The organism is Isoptericola sp. 178, from assembly GCF_030586525.1.
Lineage (GTDB): Bacteria > Actinomycetota > Actinomycetes > Actinomycetales > Cellulomonadaceae > Isoptericola > Isoptericola sediminis.
In genome coordinates this window covers 554,958-568,994 of record NZ_JAUQYN010000001.1, presented here as the reverse complement: position 1 = coordinate 568,994, position 14,037 = coordinate 554,958, and the positions used below count along the sequence as shown (strand labels likewise).

Here is a 14,037-nt window from a genome sequence, read left to right as displayed (position 1 = left end):
CGCTCGCGCGCGGACCGGCCGTCCCGTGGACGGCCCCCTGGGGTCCGGCCCGTCCACCTACACTGAGATCCCGTGAAGATCCTCGTCGTCGGGAACGGTGCTCGCGAGCACGCCATCCTCCATGCCCTCGCCGCGGAAGACGCCCTCGGGGGCGAGCCGCACGAGCTGCACGCGGCCCCCGGGAACCCGGGGATGGCCCGCGAGGCCACCCTGCACCCCGTCGACGCCGTCGACGGCGGCGCGGTCGCCGCGCTGGCCACCGACCTCGGTGCCGACCTCGTCGTCGTGGGCCCCGAGGCGCCGCTGGTCGCCGGGGTGGCGGACGCGGTCCGGGACGCGGGTGTCCCGGTCTTCGGGCCCTCCGCCGAGGCGGCCCGGCTCGAGGGGTCGAAGTCGTTCGCGAAGGAGGTCATGGCGGCGGCGAACGTGCCCACCGCGATGGCCCACGTGTGCACCACCCGCGACGAGGTCGCCGCCGCCCTGGACGCGTTCGGCGCCCCGCACGTGGTCAAGGACGACGGCCTGGCGGCCGGCAAGGGGGTCGTGGTCACCTCCGACCGCGAGGAGGCGCTGGCGCACGCGGAGGCGGCCCTCGGTGCCCGACCCGGGGGGCGGGTCGTCGTCGAGGAGTACCTGGACGGCCCCGAGGTCTCGCTCTTCTGCCTGTGCGACGGCGCCTCGGTCGTCCCGATGGTCCCCGCCCAGGACTTCAAGCGGGTGTTCGACGGCGGCGAGGGGCCGAACACGGGAGGCATGGGTGCCTACACCCCGCTGGACTGGGCGCCGTCCGGCCTCGTCGCCGAGGTCGTCGACCGGATCGCGCAGCCGACGATCGACGAGATGGCGCACCGCGGCACCCCGTTCGTCGGCGTGCTCTACGTCGGCCTCGCGCTGACCTCCCGCGGCGCCCGGGTGGTGGAGTTCAACGCCCGGTTCGGTGACCCGGAGATCCAGGCGGTCCTGACCCGCCTGACGACCCCGTTGTCGTCCGTGCTGCTGGCCGCGGCCCGCGGAGAGCTCGAGCAGCACGCACCGCTGCACTGGTCGCCCGAGGCCGTGGTCAACGTCGTCGTCGCGGCGACCGGCTACCCGGAGTCCCCGCGACGAGGCGATGCGATCACCGGCATCGAGGCGGCCGAGGCCCTGCCGGGTGTGCACGTCCTGCACGCCGGCACCGCGACGGCCGAGGACGGCACGCTCGTCTCCGCCGGCGGCCGGGTGCTGTCCGTGGTCGGCCGGGGCGCCGACCTCGCCGCGGCCCGGGCCGCGGCCTACGCCAGCGTCGCCGAGATCCACCTCGCGGACTCCCACCACCGCACGGACATCGCGCTGGCCGCCGAGCGGGGCGAGGTGCAGGTGCCGTGACGACCGAGACGCCCGAGGCCTTCGCCGGCGGCCCTCTCGACCTGCCCGGGTGGCGGCACGCCTACTCCGGCAAGGTCCGCGACCTGTACCTGCCGGACCTGCCGGCGCTCGGCGGCGTCCACCCGCTGGGCGACGTCGTGCTCGTCGTGGCCTCGGACCGGGTGTCGGCCTACGACCACGTGCTCACGCCGGGGATCCCCGACAAGGGTGTGGTCCTCACCCAGCTCAGCCTGTGGTGGTTCGACCAGCTCGCCGACCTCGTCGACAACCACGTCGTCTCGGTCGAGGCCAGCGCCGAGCCGGGTGACGGTCTCGTCCCCGACGTCGTCGCGGGCCGGGCGATGGTCTGTCGCCGCCTGGACATGTTCCCCGTCGAGTGCGTGGCGCGCGGCTACCTCACCGGCTCCGGGCTCGCCGAGTACCGCAGCACCGGCGAGGTCACCGGTATCCCGCTGCCCGCCGGGCTCGTCGACGGCTCGCGCCTGCCGGAACCGATCTTCACCCCGGCGACCAAGGCCGAGGTGGGCGAGCACGACGAGAACGTCAGCTTCGCCGAGGTGGCGCGGCGGATCGGGGCGGACGACGCCGCCCGGCTGCGCGAGCTGACCCTCGCCGTCTACGCCCGTGCCGAGGCGATCGCCCGGGACCGGGGCGTCGTCCTCGCGGACACCAAGCTCGAGTTCGGCCGGGTGCCCGACGGGTCCGATCACCCGACCGGGCCGATCGTGCTCGGTGACGAGGTGCTGACCCCGGACTCCTCGCGGTTCTGGCCGGCCGACGACTGGGCACCGGGCCGGGCCCAGGCGAGCTTCGACAAGCAGTTCGTCCGCGACTGGCTCACGTCGCCGGCCTCCGGGTGGGACCGTGCCGGGGACGCCCCGCCGCCCGCGCTGCCGGCGGACGTCGTGCGCCGGACCCGCGACCGCTACCTCGAGGCGTACGAACGGCTCACGGGTTCTCGCCTCGACTGACACCGTTCGGCGACGCCGTCGACGGTCCGCCGTCGTCGGCCGCCGCGCGCAACCCCTCCGGGTCGTGGATCGTCAGGTACCCGCGGCTCGTGGCGACCAGCCCGTCCAGGCGCATCACGCGCAGGTGACGGACCAGCGCCTCGCGGGAGATCCCCGCCCAGGACGCCAGCTCGGCCTGCGTGCACCGGACGACGACCGAGCCGTCGGGCTGCGGCACGCCGGACCGTGCCGCCAGCTGGAGCACCCAGTGGCACACGAGGGACCGGACGTTGCCGTAGGACCCGTGCAGCCGGTGCTCCTCCAGCGTGTAGGCGAGGGCGGCCAGGGTCGAGACCGCGGCCTCCGAGACCGCGGGTGTCGTGACGAGCTGCCGGAAGGCCCGCGCGGGGACGGCGAGCACCTCGGCCGGCGCGGACGTGCGTACGCTCGACAGCGCCGGGACGGCCGCGCAGACCTCGGGGAGGCAGACCGCGTCGCCGGGGCCGTAGGACAGCACGCGGGTCTCGTGGCCGCCCGGGTCGACCCGCACCGCCTCGGCGGTGCCCGAGAGGAGCACGCCGAGCGACGACGGCGTGGTGCCCTGGGTGGTGAGCGTGGTCCGGGTGGGGACCTTCGTGCGGTGCCCGGCCGCCAGCAGGTGGGAGCGATCGGGCTCGTCGATCAGCCCGATGAACGACGCCGGATCGAACGCCGGCTCTGTGCGCGCGGTTGCCATCGTGTCGGCCCTGCCGCAGCAAGGTCCCCCTCGTGCCAGCGTAGGCCCGGGCGGTGCGGCGTGCTTGCCGGGCCGACGACGTACCCGGGGCACGGCACGGCGGGCGCACGCTTGGTGCGTGCGCCCGCCGTGCTCAGGGGACTACTCGGCCGTGTGGCCAGGGATGTTGACGGTCAGGCCCACCTCCCCGTGTTCGAGGTCGGAGAACCCGGGCAGGTTGCACAGCTTCTCCTCCGCGTCGGGGTCGACGTCCGTGAGCGGCGTGATGTCGCTCGGTGCGACCGTGTCCTGCGACTCACCCTCGCCGAGAGCCACGGTGCCGACGACGAGCTCGTCGTCCGCCTGGTGGCAGACCAGCACCACGACGCGGTGGAGCTGCTCGTTGGTGAACGTCAGGTCCGGGTCGTCGCCGGCGGCGATGCGGTCGGCGCACGTCTCGGACGAGTCGACCGTGACGTCCTGCGGGTCCTGACCCACGTAGTCGTCCGGCACCACGGTCTCCGTGACCGTGTAGTCGCCGTACGGCACGTCGGCGCAGAACACCCCGGTGCTCTCCTCGGTGAGCACGATGTCGCCCGGCGTGGCGGTGAACTCCGCCCCGGCGAGCGGATCACCGTTGTCGTCGACCTTCTCCACGAGGATCGAACCGAACAGGCTGTTGTAGAACGTACAGGTGATGTCGTCGTCCGCCGCCAGGTTGACGGTCACCGTCCGGTCGGCCACGCTCCAGTCGCCGCTGTCGCACTCGATGAGATCGAGCTGTCCGGGTGCGTCCGCGGCCTCGGTCACCGTGTAGGTGCCCGCGAACACGTCGGTGTAGCCCTGGGACTCCCCGTCACCCAGTGTGAAGGTGCTCGGGGTGAGACCGCCCGTGGTGGTGAAGTCGAAGGTCTCGGACACCCCGCTGGGGTCGGTGACCTTCTCGACGGTGAGCTTCCCGCAGTTGGAGATGTTCACGTCGACGGGCTCGATGTAGTCCTTGAGCTGTGACGTGAACGAGTCCGAGGACCGCGACTTGAGGAACGCGCTGCCGAAGGACAGGCACTCTCCGGAGTCGAACAGGTAGTCGAGGTCGATGCTCGCCTCACCGAACGTCCGCGGGCTCAGCGAACCCAGATCGGTGCCGTCCCCGACCATGGCGTCCCCGTCAGCGATCGCGCTGTCGTTGATGGTTCCCGTCGCGATGTTCTCCGGGAGGACGTCGGCCGGGCCCCACTCGTTCGCGGTTGCGTCCCAGAGGCGGGCGGTGATCTCGGCCCTCGCGCCGCCCTGGTCGATGGCGTACTCGAGCAGCAGGTCACCCTCGGTCCGTTCCTTGTTGACCCCGTTGCCACAGTCCGTGCCGGACTGGTTGAGCTCGAAGTCCATCAGGGTGGTGCCGTTCGGTTCCTGGACGCGGGTCCAGAACAGGTGCAGGAATCCGGGGTCGCCCTCCTCCTCGTAGACCCCGAAGTTCAGCAGGTCGCTCTTGTTGTTCGGGATGCTGCCCGTGGTGGTGCCCGGACAGACGTCGTCCTCCTTGGACCCCCCGGCGAACGAGTCGTCGTTCTTGCCGGTCTCCGCGTCGGTGCCGACGGCGGCGTCGACGCTCTCCCAGTCCATCCAGTCCCCGCCGTCGTCGACCGTGAGGTTGGCGTCGACGTCGATCTCGAAGTCGCTGCCGGGCAGGGACGCGAGGTCATGGGCGGCGAGGGCGGGGACGGCCTGCGCGAGCAGGAGCGGGACGGCGAGCCCGAGAGCGCTGAACAGGGCTAGCCGCCGCCGTGACCTCCGACGCGTCGCGGTCGGCGTCGTGCTGTTGTCTGACATGGGTCGGTGCCTCCTCGTCGAGTCCGACCGGCCCGCGGGAGACGGGCCGGAGGGCGTCCGCCGTCGGCGGAGATCGTCCGGATCCACCGTTCTCCCGGAGGGCCGACGCCTTCTGCGTCAGGTGACGCACAGCGCCGGGTGAATTCGGCCGGTTCGACGAGGAGGCGCCAGGAGCTCAGATCCCGGAGCCGGCGACCGTCCCCTCGAGCGGGCTGCCGTCCATCGTCACGGCCTCGCAGAAGACCTCGCGGTCCCCGGACGTCCACATCTCCTCGGTCGGGTAGTAGTAGAAGAAGTCGAGGCTGGAGTCGATGTAGTCGGTGCCGACGTACTCGGTGAAGGCGCTCAGGCAGAACTCCTCGGTCTCCTTGATCACCTGCTGCTCACCGGGGAACTCCTCGCCGGCCAGCTCCTGGACGCCGAACACCTCGGAGTGGTGCGGGGACGTGCAGTCGACGGCCTCGAGCGGGGGGTCCTCGAAGCAGTCGCCGACGGTGATCTCCGTGCTCGACGCCTCGGCGAGTCCCGGGTCCGTGCCGGCGGAGTCCTCGAGCCCGAGGTCCGTGCCGGTCGACTCCTCGTAGCCCTCCTCGAAGCCCTCCACGAAGGCCTCCTGGAAGTCGTCGTTCGTGAAGAGGGCGGAGAACAGCAGGATGATCGCGGCCCACGCGACGGTGGACAGCGCGCCGAGAACGATGCCGGCGATCGCGAACCCCTTGCCGGACCTGCCGGACTTCCTGATGCGGACCAGCGCGGCGATGCCGAGGCCGAGCGGGATGATCGTCATCTGCAGGATCCCGGTCACCAGCGCGGCGATCGCCAGCCCGTCCGTCCCGGGGCGGGTCGGCGGTACCCCGTACGGCTGAGCGGGCACGTCGGCGGTGTCCGGCAGCACGGTCGTCGGTGCGTCCGGCGTGGACGGCTCGCTCTCGGTCGGCGGCGCGGACGCGTCCGCTGCGGTGGTGGTCGGGGGTGCGTACGGGTCCTGCGGCGGGTTGGTCACGGTTTCTCCCTTTTGGCTGTGGATGACCTGGACGGTAGCGGGGGACGACCACCCCTGTCTGCACCCGACCGGACGATGGTCCGGGGTCCGTGGCCGGCCGGGGCCCGCGGCTCCGCTCGACGGGTAGACTGACGCCCGGAATCCTGCCGCCGTGCTCCCGCCCGTCACCTGCCGCCGTGCTGCGTGCCGGGATCCCGGAGCGGCGGCCCAGCCGAGCGCCTGAGGAGCCCGCCGTGGGACGCGTCGTCGTCGAGGTCATGCCCAAGCCCGAGATCCTGGACCCCCAGGGCAAGGCCGTCGTCGGGGCGCTGCCGCGCCTCGGCTTCACCCAGTTCACCGGTGCCCGACAGGGCAAGCGGTTCGAGCTCGAGGTCGAGGGCGACGTCACGCCTGAGGTGCTCGCCGCCGCGCGCGAAGCAGCCGAGACGCTGCTGTCGAACCCGGTCATCGAGGACGTCGTCCGGGTCGCGGACGCCTCCGCCGAGGCGGCCGAGGTGTCGGCCTGATGAGCGCGGGCACCGTCGACACGACGCTTGACGAGGCACGCATCGGCGTCATCACGTTCCCCGGCACCCTGGACGACCGCGACGCGGCCCGCGCCGTGCGCCTCGCCGGCGGCGAGCCGGTCTCGCTGTTCCACGCCGACGGCGACCTGCAGGGGGTCGACGCCGTCGTCCTGCCCGGGGGGTTCTCCTACGGGGACTACCTGCGGGCGGGCGCGATCAGCCGCTTCGCCCCGGCCATGGACGCGCTCGTGGACGCCGCGAAGGGCGGCATGCCGGTGCTGGGCATCTGCAACGGCTTCCAGATCCTCACCGAGGCCCACCTGCTGCCCGGCTCGATGATCAAGAACGAGCACCTGCACTTCGTCTGCCGCGAGCAGGTGCTCGCCGTGGAGAACGCGGACACCGCGTGGACCCACCGGTACGAGGCGGGGCAGCACATCACGATCCCGCTGAAGAACCAGGACGGCCAGTTCGTCGCCGACGAGCGCACCCTCGACGAGCTCGAGGGGGAGGGCCGCGTCGCCTTCCGCTACGTCGGCTGGAACCCGAACGGCTCCCGCCGTGACATCGCGGGCATCACCAACGCCGCGGGGAACGTCGTGGGGCTCATGCCGCACCCGGAGCACGCGGTCGAGGCGGGGTTCGGCCCCGACGGTCCGGACGGGCCGCGCTCCGGCACCGACGGCCTGGGCTTCTTCACCTCGGTCCTGGCCTCGCTCGTCCACGCGTGATCCCGACGGCCCGTCCGCCTCGACGGCGAGAAAGGGTGGCGCCATGAGTGTCGACCTGCAGCGGCCCGCAGGCACCGGACCGGGTGGCGGCGCCGTCGAGGTCGTCCGGGTCCCGTGGGAGGACGCCGACGCCGTGGCGCTGCGCGCCGAGGCCGTGGCCGAGCTCGGCCGCCGCTACGGAGGGGACGACGACGCCCACGAGGTCATCGACCCGGGGACGGTCGTCGCCACCTTCCTCGTCCGCGTCGACGGGGTCCCGGCCGCGTGCGGGAGCGTGCGCGACGTGTCCGCCACCGACGACGGCCGGGGCCGGGGCACCGTGCACCCCGCGGCGACCGGTGAGCTGAAGCGCGTGTTCGTCCTGCCCGAGCACCGGGGGCGCGGGCTGGCCCGCCTGCTGATGGCCGAGCTGGAGCGCGTCGCCCGGCAGGCCGGGTTCCGGCGGTTCGTGCTCGAGACCGGCACCGCGCAGCCGGAGGCCATCGGCCTGTACACCGCGCTCGGGTACGAGCCGATCGAGTCGTACGGCAAGTACGCCGGCTACGACGACCAGCGCAGCTTCGGCAAGCACCTCTGACCGGGGTCGGCGTCGCCACGCGCCCACCGAACGGCCCGCTCAGTCGGCGAGCCGCGGCCTGACCTCCCGCCCGAGGAACGCCGCCAGCTCGGCGAGGTCGGGCTCGTCCGCGGTCGGCTGGATCGCGACAGCCGTCGCACCGGCGTCGGCCAGCGCCCGGACGCCCGCGGCGATCTCGTCGGCGCCCCCGGCCGCCCCGATCCCGCGCTGCGGGTCGGCTCCCCACCTCGGCAGCTCCGCCGCCAGTCGTTCCCGAGCCCGCGCCCCGGTCGCGACGACGAGGGTCGCGTGCACGTCCGGGAGCTCACGCCCGACGGCGGACGCGCCCTCCCGCGCCGTGGCGACGGCGTCGCGCACGTCGTCCGGGGTCAACGCGTTGGCCAGGGTCAGGCCGTCGGCCAGCTCGCCGGTCAGCGCCAGCGTGCGCGGGCCGACCCCGCCCGTCCACAGGGGCACCGGCGTCGTCGGCGGCCACTCCAGGCGGACGGCGTCCAGGTGCACGTAGCGGCCCGACGTCGTGACCTCCTCGCCGTCCAGCAGCGCGCGCAGGGTCGTGACGTGCTCGCGCAGCAGCGTCAGGGGTGAGTCGACGCGCACCCCGGACTGCGCCATCCAGGACTGCACCCCGTGCCCGACGGCGGGGACGAACCGGCCCGGGAACGTCCGTGCCAGCGTGGCGATCTCCATCGCGGTGATCGCGGTGCTGCGCAGCGGGACCGGCAGGAGGCCGATCCCGACCCGGATCCGGTCGGTCCACGCCAGGGCCGCGGACGCCGAGGCCAGGCCGCTCTGCTTGAAGCAGTCCTCCCACACCCACAGGTCGTCCAGCCCCGCGTCCTCGGCCGCGGTGGCCACGGTGCGCAGCGTCTCCGGGGCGTGCGTGGGGACGTGGGCGATGCCGAGACGGACGGTCATGCCGCCATCATGCCGTCGTCGGGGCCCGCGCGCCCCGACGAGCCGTCAGCTCCCGTGCCGCAGGTAGGCGAGCTGGGCCGCCACCGACTGCCGGGCGGCCCGCAGCACCGACGGGTCGACGTCGGCGTAGACGTGGGCCCCGACGTCGTCCACCCCGGCGTCGGGGCCCAGGGCGGCCAGGGCCGCGCGCACCTGGTCGAGGCGCTCGAGGCGGTGCGCCCGGTAGGCGCGGACGGCGTCACCGAGGTCGGCGATCTCCGGCCCGTGCGCGGGGACCCCGAGCCGGCCCTCCCCGACCCGCTCCAGCAGGTCGAGGGAGGAGAGGTAGTCCTGCAACGAGCCGTCGGGCTCGGCGATGACGGTCGTGCCGCGCCCCAGGACGGTGTCGCCGGTGAGCACCACCGGGTCCTCGCCCGGTGCCGTGACCGTGAAGGACACCGAGTCCGCCGTGTGCCCCGGGGTGGCGAGCACGTCGATGCGCAGCCCGGCGGCCTCGACGACCTCGCCGTCGGCGAGCGGCTCGCCGCCGTGGCAGTGCCGCCGGTCGGCGGCCCGCACCGGGGCTCCCGTCCGCGTCCGCAGCCCGGCCGAGCCGGCCGTGTGGTCGGCGTGGCGGTGCGTGATCAGCACGAGGTCCACGGGTCCGGCGGCCGCGAGGGCGTCGAGGTGCGCGGCGTCGTCCGGCCCCGGGTCCACCACGACGCACGAGGACGCACCGGGGGCGCGCAGCACGACCGACCGGGTCCCGTCGAGCGTCATCGGGCCGGGGTTGTCGGCGCGGAGCACGCCGACCGACGGGGTGAGGGGGCGCAGGTCGGGCACGGTCCTTGCTCCTTCGGTCGTCGCGGTGATCCTCGCACGTCAGCCGGCGAGCAGCTCCAGCGTCTGCACCCGGCCGGGGGTCGCGTCCAGCGGTTCGGAGGCGTAGCTGCCGGCCACCGGGACGATCATCACCTCGTCGACCCCGTGCCGCGCCGCCAGGCGGGCGACCTCGGCCCGGGCCTCGTCCGGCGTGCCGACGAGCCAGCGCGACCGCATGTCCTCGACCATCTGCTCGCCGAGGCCGTCCAGCGGGGCGGTCAGCGCCTCCTCGACCGTCTCGGCGGTGCCCATCGGCCGACCGGTGCGCAGCCGGGCCATCGCCCGGAGCTGCGGCAGCGCGCGCTCGCGGGCCTCCTCGGCCGTCGGGGCGACGACGGCGTTCAGGGTGAGGAAGGTCCGCGGCCGCTGCTGGGTCTCGCTGGGGCGGTACCCGTCGCGGTAGAGCGCGAGCACCTGGTCGATCCCGGCACCGGAGAAGTGGTTCGCGAACACGTACGGCAGCCCGAGCTCCGCGGCCAGACGCGCCGAGTAGTCCGAGGAGCCGAGCAGCCACAGCGTGGGCGTCGTCGTCGCGGCGGGCGTGGCGTTGACGTCGTAGGTCTGGCCGTCCGTGAGCCGCAACCGGGCGCCGTCGGGCTCCATGAGGGCCAGGATGTTGCGCAGGTGCTCCGGGAACCGGTCGACGTCCGACGTCGGCCCGGAGGATCGCAGCAGGGCGGTCACGACGGGGTCGCTGCCCGGGGCACGCCCGATCCCGAGGTCGATGCGGCCGGGGGCGAGCGCCTCGAGCGCGGCGAACTGCTCGGCGACGACGAGCGGGGCGTGGTTCGGCAGCATCACACCGCCGGACCCGACGCGGATGCGTTCGGTGCGTGCGGCCGCGGCAGCGATCATCACCGGCGGTGTGGAGGCCGCGACGGCGGGCATGTTGTGGTGCTCGGCGAACCAGTAGCGGGTCAGGCCCAGTGCGTCGGCCCGGCGGACCAGCGTCATCGAGGACTCGAGCGCCTGCGCGCTCGACTGCCCGGTGCGCACGGGGACGAGGTCGAGGACCGAGAGGGAGGGGGCGGGGACGTCGTTCATCGCCCGGGACAACCCACCGCCCCGACCTGCGTATTCCGGCGAGCGGATGCGCTCCTGACGTTCTGTGGCGAGGATCGCTCGGGACGAGAGGGGTCCGATGGTCGAGAAGCGGGTCGCCGGGGTCGCCCAGGCGATGTACTGGGCATGGCTGCGCCATCCACGCTGGTCCATCGCGGCGCGCGGCGCGCTCGCGGCCGGGGTGGCGTGGGTCGTGGGGATCTACGTGCCGCACCCGCTGGGGGACTTCCCCTACTACGCGCCGCTCGGTGCCATCATCGCGACGACGAGCACGCTGGTGCGGTCCGTCAAGGACTCCTATCGCGTCACCGTCGCCGTCCTGCTCGGTGCCGGGATCGCCCGCTTGGCCCAAGAGTTCCTCCCGGTCGGCCCGTTCTCGATCGCGCTGGTCATCGGCGTCGCGCTGCTGTGCGCCGGGTGGAAGTTCTTCGGCGACCAGGGGAGCTGGGTGGCGAACTCCGCCCTGTTCGTGCTCATCCTCGGCAACGCCGACGCGCTGTCGTTCGTGGGCTCGTTCGCGGGACTGGTGGCTCTCGGCGCCCTGGTGGGGATCGGGCTGAACCTGCTGCTGCCGCCCTTGCCGCTGACCCCCACGGAGAACGCGCTGGACGGGTTGAGCGCGCTGCTCGCCGGGCAGGTCGAGGACCTGGCGGAGTCGCTGGAGGAGTCCAGCGACGTGGACGCCGAGGACTGGGAACGCCGGCGCGTCGCGATCCAGCCGGTGCTCGAGGAGACCCGGGTGTCGGTGCGGGAGAGCCGTGATGCCGCGAAGGCCGGGCGCCACCCTCGGGTCCGCCGGTATCGGCGGTGGACCGAGGGGCAGGACGCCCGGGCCCAGGAGCTGGAGACGGTCGCGGCGTCCGTCGACGTCGTCGTGACGCTGCTGGTGGACACCGCCGAACCGGTGCGCCTGCCCGAGGACCTGTGCGAACCGCTCGTCGGAGTGCTGCGCTCACTCGCCGGGGTGCTCCGCGCCGACGCCTGGGGAGAGGACCGCGACGAGCTCGTCGACGCGCTGCGCGAGCAGGTCCGCGACTTCCGCCGGGGTGTGGTCGAGCGCTCCAGCGACCCCGGCGAGGGGCTCGTGGTGGGCTCGGTCGCGGTCGCCCTGCGCCGTGCGGCCGACGCGTTCGCGAGCACCCGCCCGGACGCCGAGGAGGAGATGGTCCGGGGCGAGACGGAGTGACGTCGGCCGCCGTCCGCGTCCGGCGGCCACCGCCTCGACCACCCGGTGGAGACGTCAGGATCCGGGCGACCGGGATGACGTCCCGCGGTGCCTATGGCGCGCCGTCGCCGTCCCGACGGGGCTAGGGCTGCCGGCGGCCGCCGGTGCGGGCGCCCGGCCGGCTCCGGCGCACCCACTCGCGCAGAGTCCCGGCGGCGACGCCGAGCACCAGCCGTTCGAGGTCCTCGGCGCTGGCCTCCACGGCCTCGTCGCAGGCGTCGCAGCTGGCATATCCGGCCCTGCTTCCGCCGCGACCATGCTCTCGCGACGGCGAACAGGTCTTCGCGGCCCGTCCCGGTGCCGGGACGGGCCGCGACGGCATGCTCGGCGGAACGGGGGGTCAGGCCCGCAGCGCCTGGGCGACGTCCTCGACGATGTCCAGCGGGTCCTCGAGCCCGACGGACAGCCGCACCGTGCTCTCGTGGATGCCGACGGCCGCGCGTCCCTCGGCGCCGAGCCGCCGGTGCGTCGTCGTGGCGGGGTGCGTGACCAAGGACTTGGCGTCCCCGAGGTTGTTCGAGATGTCGACGATCTGCAGCGCGTCCAGGAAACGGAACGTCCGCTGCTTCGCCTGCTCCGGGGTGGCGTCGTCGGGCACCGCGAGGTCGAACGTGACCACGGTGCCGCCCCCGGTCTGCTGGGCCTTCGCCAGCTCGTGCTGCGGGTGGGAGGCCAGGAACGGGTAGCGCACGCCGGTGACGCCGTCGGCGGACTCGAGGTACTCGGCGAGCTGCAGCGCGCTCGCGTTCTGCGCGCGCACCCGCACGTCGAGGGTCTCCAGCCCCTTGAGCAGCACCCAGGCGTTGAACGGGCTGAGCGACGGCCCCGTGTGCCGCAGGAACGTCTCGACCGGTCCGGACAGGAACTCCCGGGGGCCGAGGATCGCCCCGCCGAGCACCCGGCCCTGGCCGTCGACGTGCTTGGTCGCCGAGTACACGACGATGTCGGCGCCCAGCTCGAGCGGCCGCTGCAGGACCGGGGTGGCGAACACGTTGTCGACCACGACGACGGCACCCGCGGCGTGGGCCAGCTCGCACACGCGCCGCACGTCGACGAGCTCCTGCATGGGGTTCGACGGTGTCTCGAAGAAGACGACGTCGGCGGGGGTCGCCAGGGCCTCCTCCCACTGAGACGTCACGTGCCCGTCGACGAGGTCGACCCGCACGTCCCACTTGGCGAGGATCTCGTCGTAGATGACGTTCGTGGAGCCGAACAGGGCCCGGGCCGAGACGATCCGCGACCCGCTGCGCACCAGCGCGGCCAGCGTGGTGAACACCGCGGACATCCCGGTGGCGGTGGCGTAGCAGGCCTCGGCCCCCTCGATGAGGCGCAGGCGTTCCTCGAAGGTGCGCACCGTCGGGTTGCCGTACCGGGAGTACACGAACCGGGAGTGGTCGCCGGCGAACGCTGCCTCGGCGTCGGCGGCGGAGTCGTAGGTGTAGCCCTGGGTGAGGAACAGGGCCTCGGACGTCTCGGAGAAGTCCGAGCGGCGGTGGCCGCCGCGCACCGCGAGGGTGGCGGGACGTGCGGTCGGGGGCAGGGGCGCGTGGCCGGCGCCGCCGTACGGCTCGGGGTTCGGGCCGGGACCGGTGGGGATCTCGGTGCGGGTCACCGGGTCGGCTCGGCGTAGGCGGTGTGCGGCAGCTCGCGGACCTTCCACCCGGCCTGGTCGCGGGCGCCGAACGGGCCCACCGGCCCCTCGAAACCCTCGAGCACGTTGTAGGCGGGGCCGTAGCCCGCCGACGTCGCCAGGCGAGCGGCGCCGATGGAGCGCTGCCCGGAGCGGCACAGGAACACCACGGGCTGGTCGGTGGGCACGCCGGCGGCCTCGAGCTCGGCGAGGAATCCCGGGTTGGGTCGGCCGTCGCCGGTGACCCACTGCGTGAAGACGGTGGCCTTGTCCAGCGAGGCGACGTCGGGCACCCCGACCGTGCGCCACTCGCCCTCGGTGCGGACGTCGACCAGGACGGCACCGGGTTCGGCGGCGAGCAGGTCCCATGCCTGCTGCGGGGTCAGGTCGCCGGCGTAGCCCTGCGCGGGTCGGGGTTCGATCGGTGCGGTCACGGCACTCCTCCCATCGGTCGTGGCGGTAGCACCCGCGCCCGGTCCCGTGCTCGCTCGTCGCGGTCGACGACGACGGCACGGTCCCGCGGGGTTGCTGCGGCGTCGACGTGCCACGTCACTCGGCCGCTCGGGATGGTCTCCACGATCGTACGCGACGGCGTCCATGAAGCGGGACGTCGGTCTCGCTTGGTGGACGCCGTGCCGCGCCCCGGGCTTGCTCGACCGCGAGACGA

15 protein-coding genes are annotated in these 14,037 nt (G+C 73.8%); 6 read left to right on the top strand and 9 right to left on the bottom strand.

What is annotated here, in order from left to right; translation table 11 throughout:
* Positions 1-72 precede the first annotated feature (72 nt).
* Together purD and Q6349_RS02660 are read left to right on the top strand one after the other, a co-directional pair.
* Positions 73-1,365 carry a phosphoribosylamine--glycine ligase gene (gene purD, locus Q6349_RS02665; protein ID WP_304602736.1) on the top strand — a complete coding sequence of 431 codons (1,293 nt, stop codon included), beginning with the start codon at positions 73-75 and terminating at the stop codon, positions 1,363-1,365.
* Positions 1,362-2,336 (top strand): phosphoribosylaminoimidazolesuccinocarboxamide synthase, encoded by a 975-nt coding sequence (locus tag Q6349_RS02660; RefSeq protein WP_304602735.1) that lies wholly within the window; start codon positions 1,362-1,364, stop codon positions 2,334-2,336. Before purD ends, Q6349_RS02660 begins: the two co-directional genes overlap by 4 nt.
* On the opposite strand, the gene Q6349_RS02655 is transcribed toward Q6349_RS02660, so the two are convergent.
* The 3 genes from Q6349_RS02655 to Q6349_RS02645 all read right to left on the bottom strand — a co-directional run bounded on the left by Q6349_RS02655 (position 2,314) and on the right by Q6349_RS02645 (position 5,863).
* A complete protein-coding gene (locus Q6349_RS02655) occupies positions 2,314-3,051 on the bottom strand; it encodes a Crp/Fnr family transcriptional regulator (protein ID WP_304602734.1) in 738 nt (245 codons plus the stop codon). The genes Q6349_RS02660 and Q6349_RS02655 overlap by 23 nt on opposite strands.
* Positions 3,052-3,192: 141 nt before the next feature.
* Entirely contained in the window at positions 3,193-4,860 is a 1,668-nt protein-coding gene (locus Q6349_RS02650) for a collagen binding domain-containing protein (protein ID WP_304602733.1), read from the bottom strand.
* A 175-nt stretch (positions 4,861-5,035) separates the two neighbouring features.
* The gene (locus tag Q6349_RS02645; RefSeq protein ID WP_304602732.1) at positions 5,036-5,863 is read right to left on the bottom strand and encodes a DUF4190 domain-containing protein; all 828 of its coding nucleotides are present in this window, start codon (positions 5,861-5,863) and stop codon (positions 5,036-5,038) included.
* Between the two features lie 233 nt (positions 5,864-6,096).
* Here Q6349_RS02645 and purS point away from each other — a divergent pair, with 233 nt between their 5' ends.
* Genes purS through Q6349_RS02630 form a run of 3 tightly spaced genes read left to right on the top strand, consistent with a single transcriptional unit; the run spans position 6,097 to position 7,677 of the window.
* Positions 6,097-6,369 carry a phosphoribosylformylglycinamidine synthase subunit PurS gene (gene purS, locus Q6349_RS02640; protein ID WP_171246899.1) on the top strand — a complete coding sequence of 91 codons (273 nt, stop codon included), beginning with the start codon at positions 6,097-6,099 and terminating at the stop codon, positions 6,367-6,369.
* Positions 6,369-7,100, top strand: coding sequence for a phosphoribosylformylglycinamidine synthase subunit PurQ (gene purQ / locus Q6349_RS02635; protein WP_304602731.1), 732 nt, complete (start codon positions 6,369-6,371; stop codon positions 7,098-7,100). Before purS ends, purQ begins: the two co-directional genes overlap by 1 nt.
* Positions 7,101-7,143: 43 nt before the next feature.
* Complete coding sequence (locus Q6349_RS02630; RefSeq protein ID WP_304602730.1) at positions 7,144-7,677, top strand: GNAT family N-acetyltransferase; 534 nt, start codon at positions 7,144-7,146, stop codon at positions 7,675-7,677.
* A gap of 39 nt (positions 7,678-7,716) precedes the next feature.
* Here Q6349_RS02630 and Q6349_RS02625 read toward each other — a convergent pair whose 3' ends face one another.
* The 3 genes from Q6349_RS02625 to Q6349_RS02615 are packed head-to-tail and all read right to left on the bottom strand — an operon-like array spanning position 7,717 to position 10,497.
* Entirely contained in the window at positions 7,717-8,592 is an 876-nt protein-coding gene (locus tag Q6349_RS02625; protein WP_304602729.1) for an LLM class flavin-dependent oxidoreductase, read from the bottom strand.
* A 45-nt stretch (positions 8,593-8,637) separates the two neighbouring features.
* Positions 8,638-9,414, bottom strand: a complete 777-nt coding sequence (locus tag Q6349_RS02620; RefSeq protein WP_304602728.1) for an MBL fold metallo-hydrolase — start codon at positions 9,412-9,414, stop codon at positions 8,638-8,640.
* A 39-nt stretch (positions 9,415-9,453) separates the two neighbouring features.
* A complete protein-coding gene (locus Q6349_RS02615) occupies positions 9,454-10,497 on the bottom strand; it encodes an LLM class flavin-dependent oxidoreductase (RefSeq protein WP_304602727.1) in 1,044 nt (347 codons plus the stop codon).
* A gap of 97 nt (positions 10,498-10,594) precedes the next feature.
* Between Q6349_RS02615 and Q6349_RS02610 the strand changes: the two genes are divergently transcribed.
* Entirely contained in the window at positions 10,595-11,701 is a 1,107-nt protein-coding gene (locus tag Q6349_RS02610) for an aromatic acid exporter family protein (RefSeq protein ID WP_304602726.1), read from the top strand.
* A 121-nt stretch (positions 11,702-11,822) separates the two neighbouring features.
* Here the strand turns inward: Q6349_RS02610 and Q6349_RS02605 are convergent, their stop codons facing one another.
* From Q6349_RS02605 to Q6349_RS02595, 3 genes are read right to left on the bottom strand one after another with little or no spacing between them, the layout of a single operon-like run.
* A complete protein-coding gene (locus Q6349_RS02605; protein ID WP_304602725.1) occupies positions 11,823-12,062 on the bottom strand; it encodes a DUF6226 family protein in 240 nt (79 codons plus the stop codon).
* 18 nt (positions 12,063-12,080) lie between these two features.
* Entirely contained in the window at positions 12,081-13,352 is a 1,272-nt protein-coding gene (locus Q6349_RS02600) for an O-succinylhomoserine sulfhydrylase (RefSeq protein WP_370375594.1), read from the bottom strand.
* Complete coding sequence (locus Q6349_RS02595) at positions 13,349-13,804, bottom strand: rhodanese-like domain-containing protein (protein WP_304602724.1); 456 nt, start codon at positions 13,802-13,804, stop codon at positions 13,349-13,351. The genes Q6349_RS02600 and Q6349_RS02595 overlap by 4 nt, the downstream gene beginning before the upstream one ends.
* Positions 13,805-14,037 lie beyond the last annotated feature (233 nt).

Coding starts and splice junctions, on each gene's coding strand:
- Q6349_RS02655 (WP_304602734.1), bottom strand. CDS start 3,051: ATGGCAACCGCGCGCACAGAGCCGGCGTTCGATCCGGCGTCGTTCATC.
- Q6349_RS02650 (WP_304602733.1), bottom strand. CDS start 4,860: ATGTCAGACAACAGCACGACGCCGACCGCGACGCGTCGGAGGTCACGG.
- purQ (WP_304602731.1), top strand. CDS start 6,369: ATGAGCGCGGGCACCGTCGACACGACGCTTGACGAGGCACGCATCGGC.
- Q6349_RS02630 (WP_304602730.1), top strand. CDS start 7,144: ATGAGTGTCGACCTGCAGCGGCCCGCAGGCACCGGACCGGGTGGCGGC.
- Q6349_RS02625 (WP_304602729.1), bottom strand. CDS start 8,592: ATGACCGTCCGTCTCGGCATCGCCCACGTCCCCACGCACGCCCCGGAG.
- Q6349_RS02615 (WP_304602727.1), bottom strand. CDS start 10,497: ATGAACGACGTCCCCGCCCCCTCCCTCTCGGTCCTCGACCTCGTCCCC.
- Q6349_RS02610 (WP_304602726.1), top strand. CDS start 10,595: ATGGTCGAGAAGCGGGTCGCCGGGGTCGCCCAGGCGATGTACTGGGCA.
- Q6349_RS02605 (WP_304602725.1), bottom strand. CDS start 12,062: ATGCCGTCGCGGCCCGTCCCGGCACCGGGACGGGCCGCGAAGACCTGT.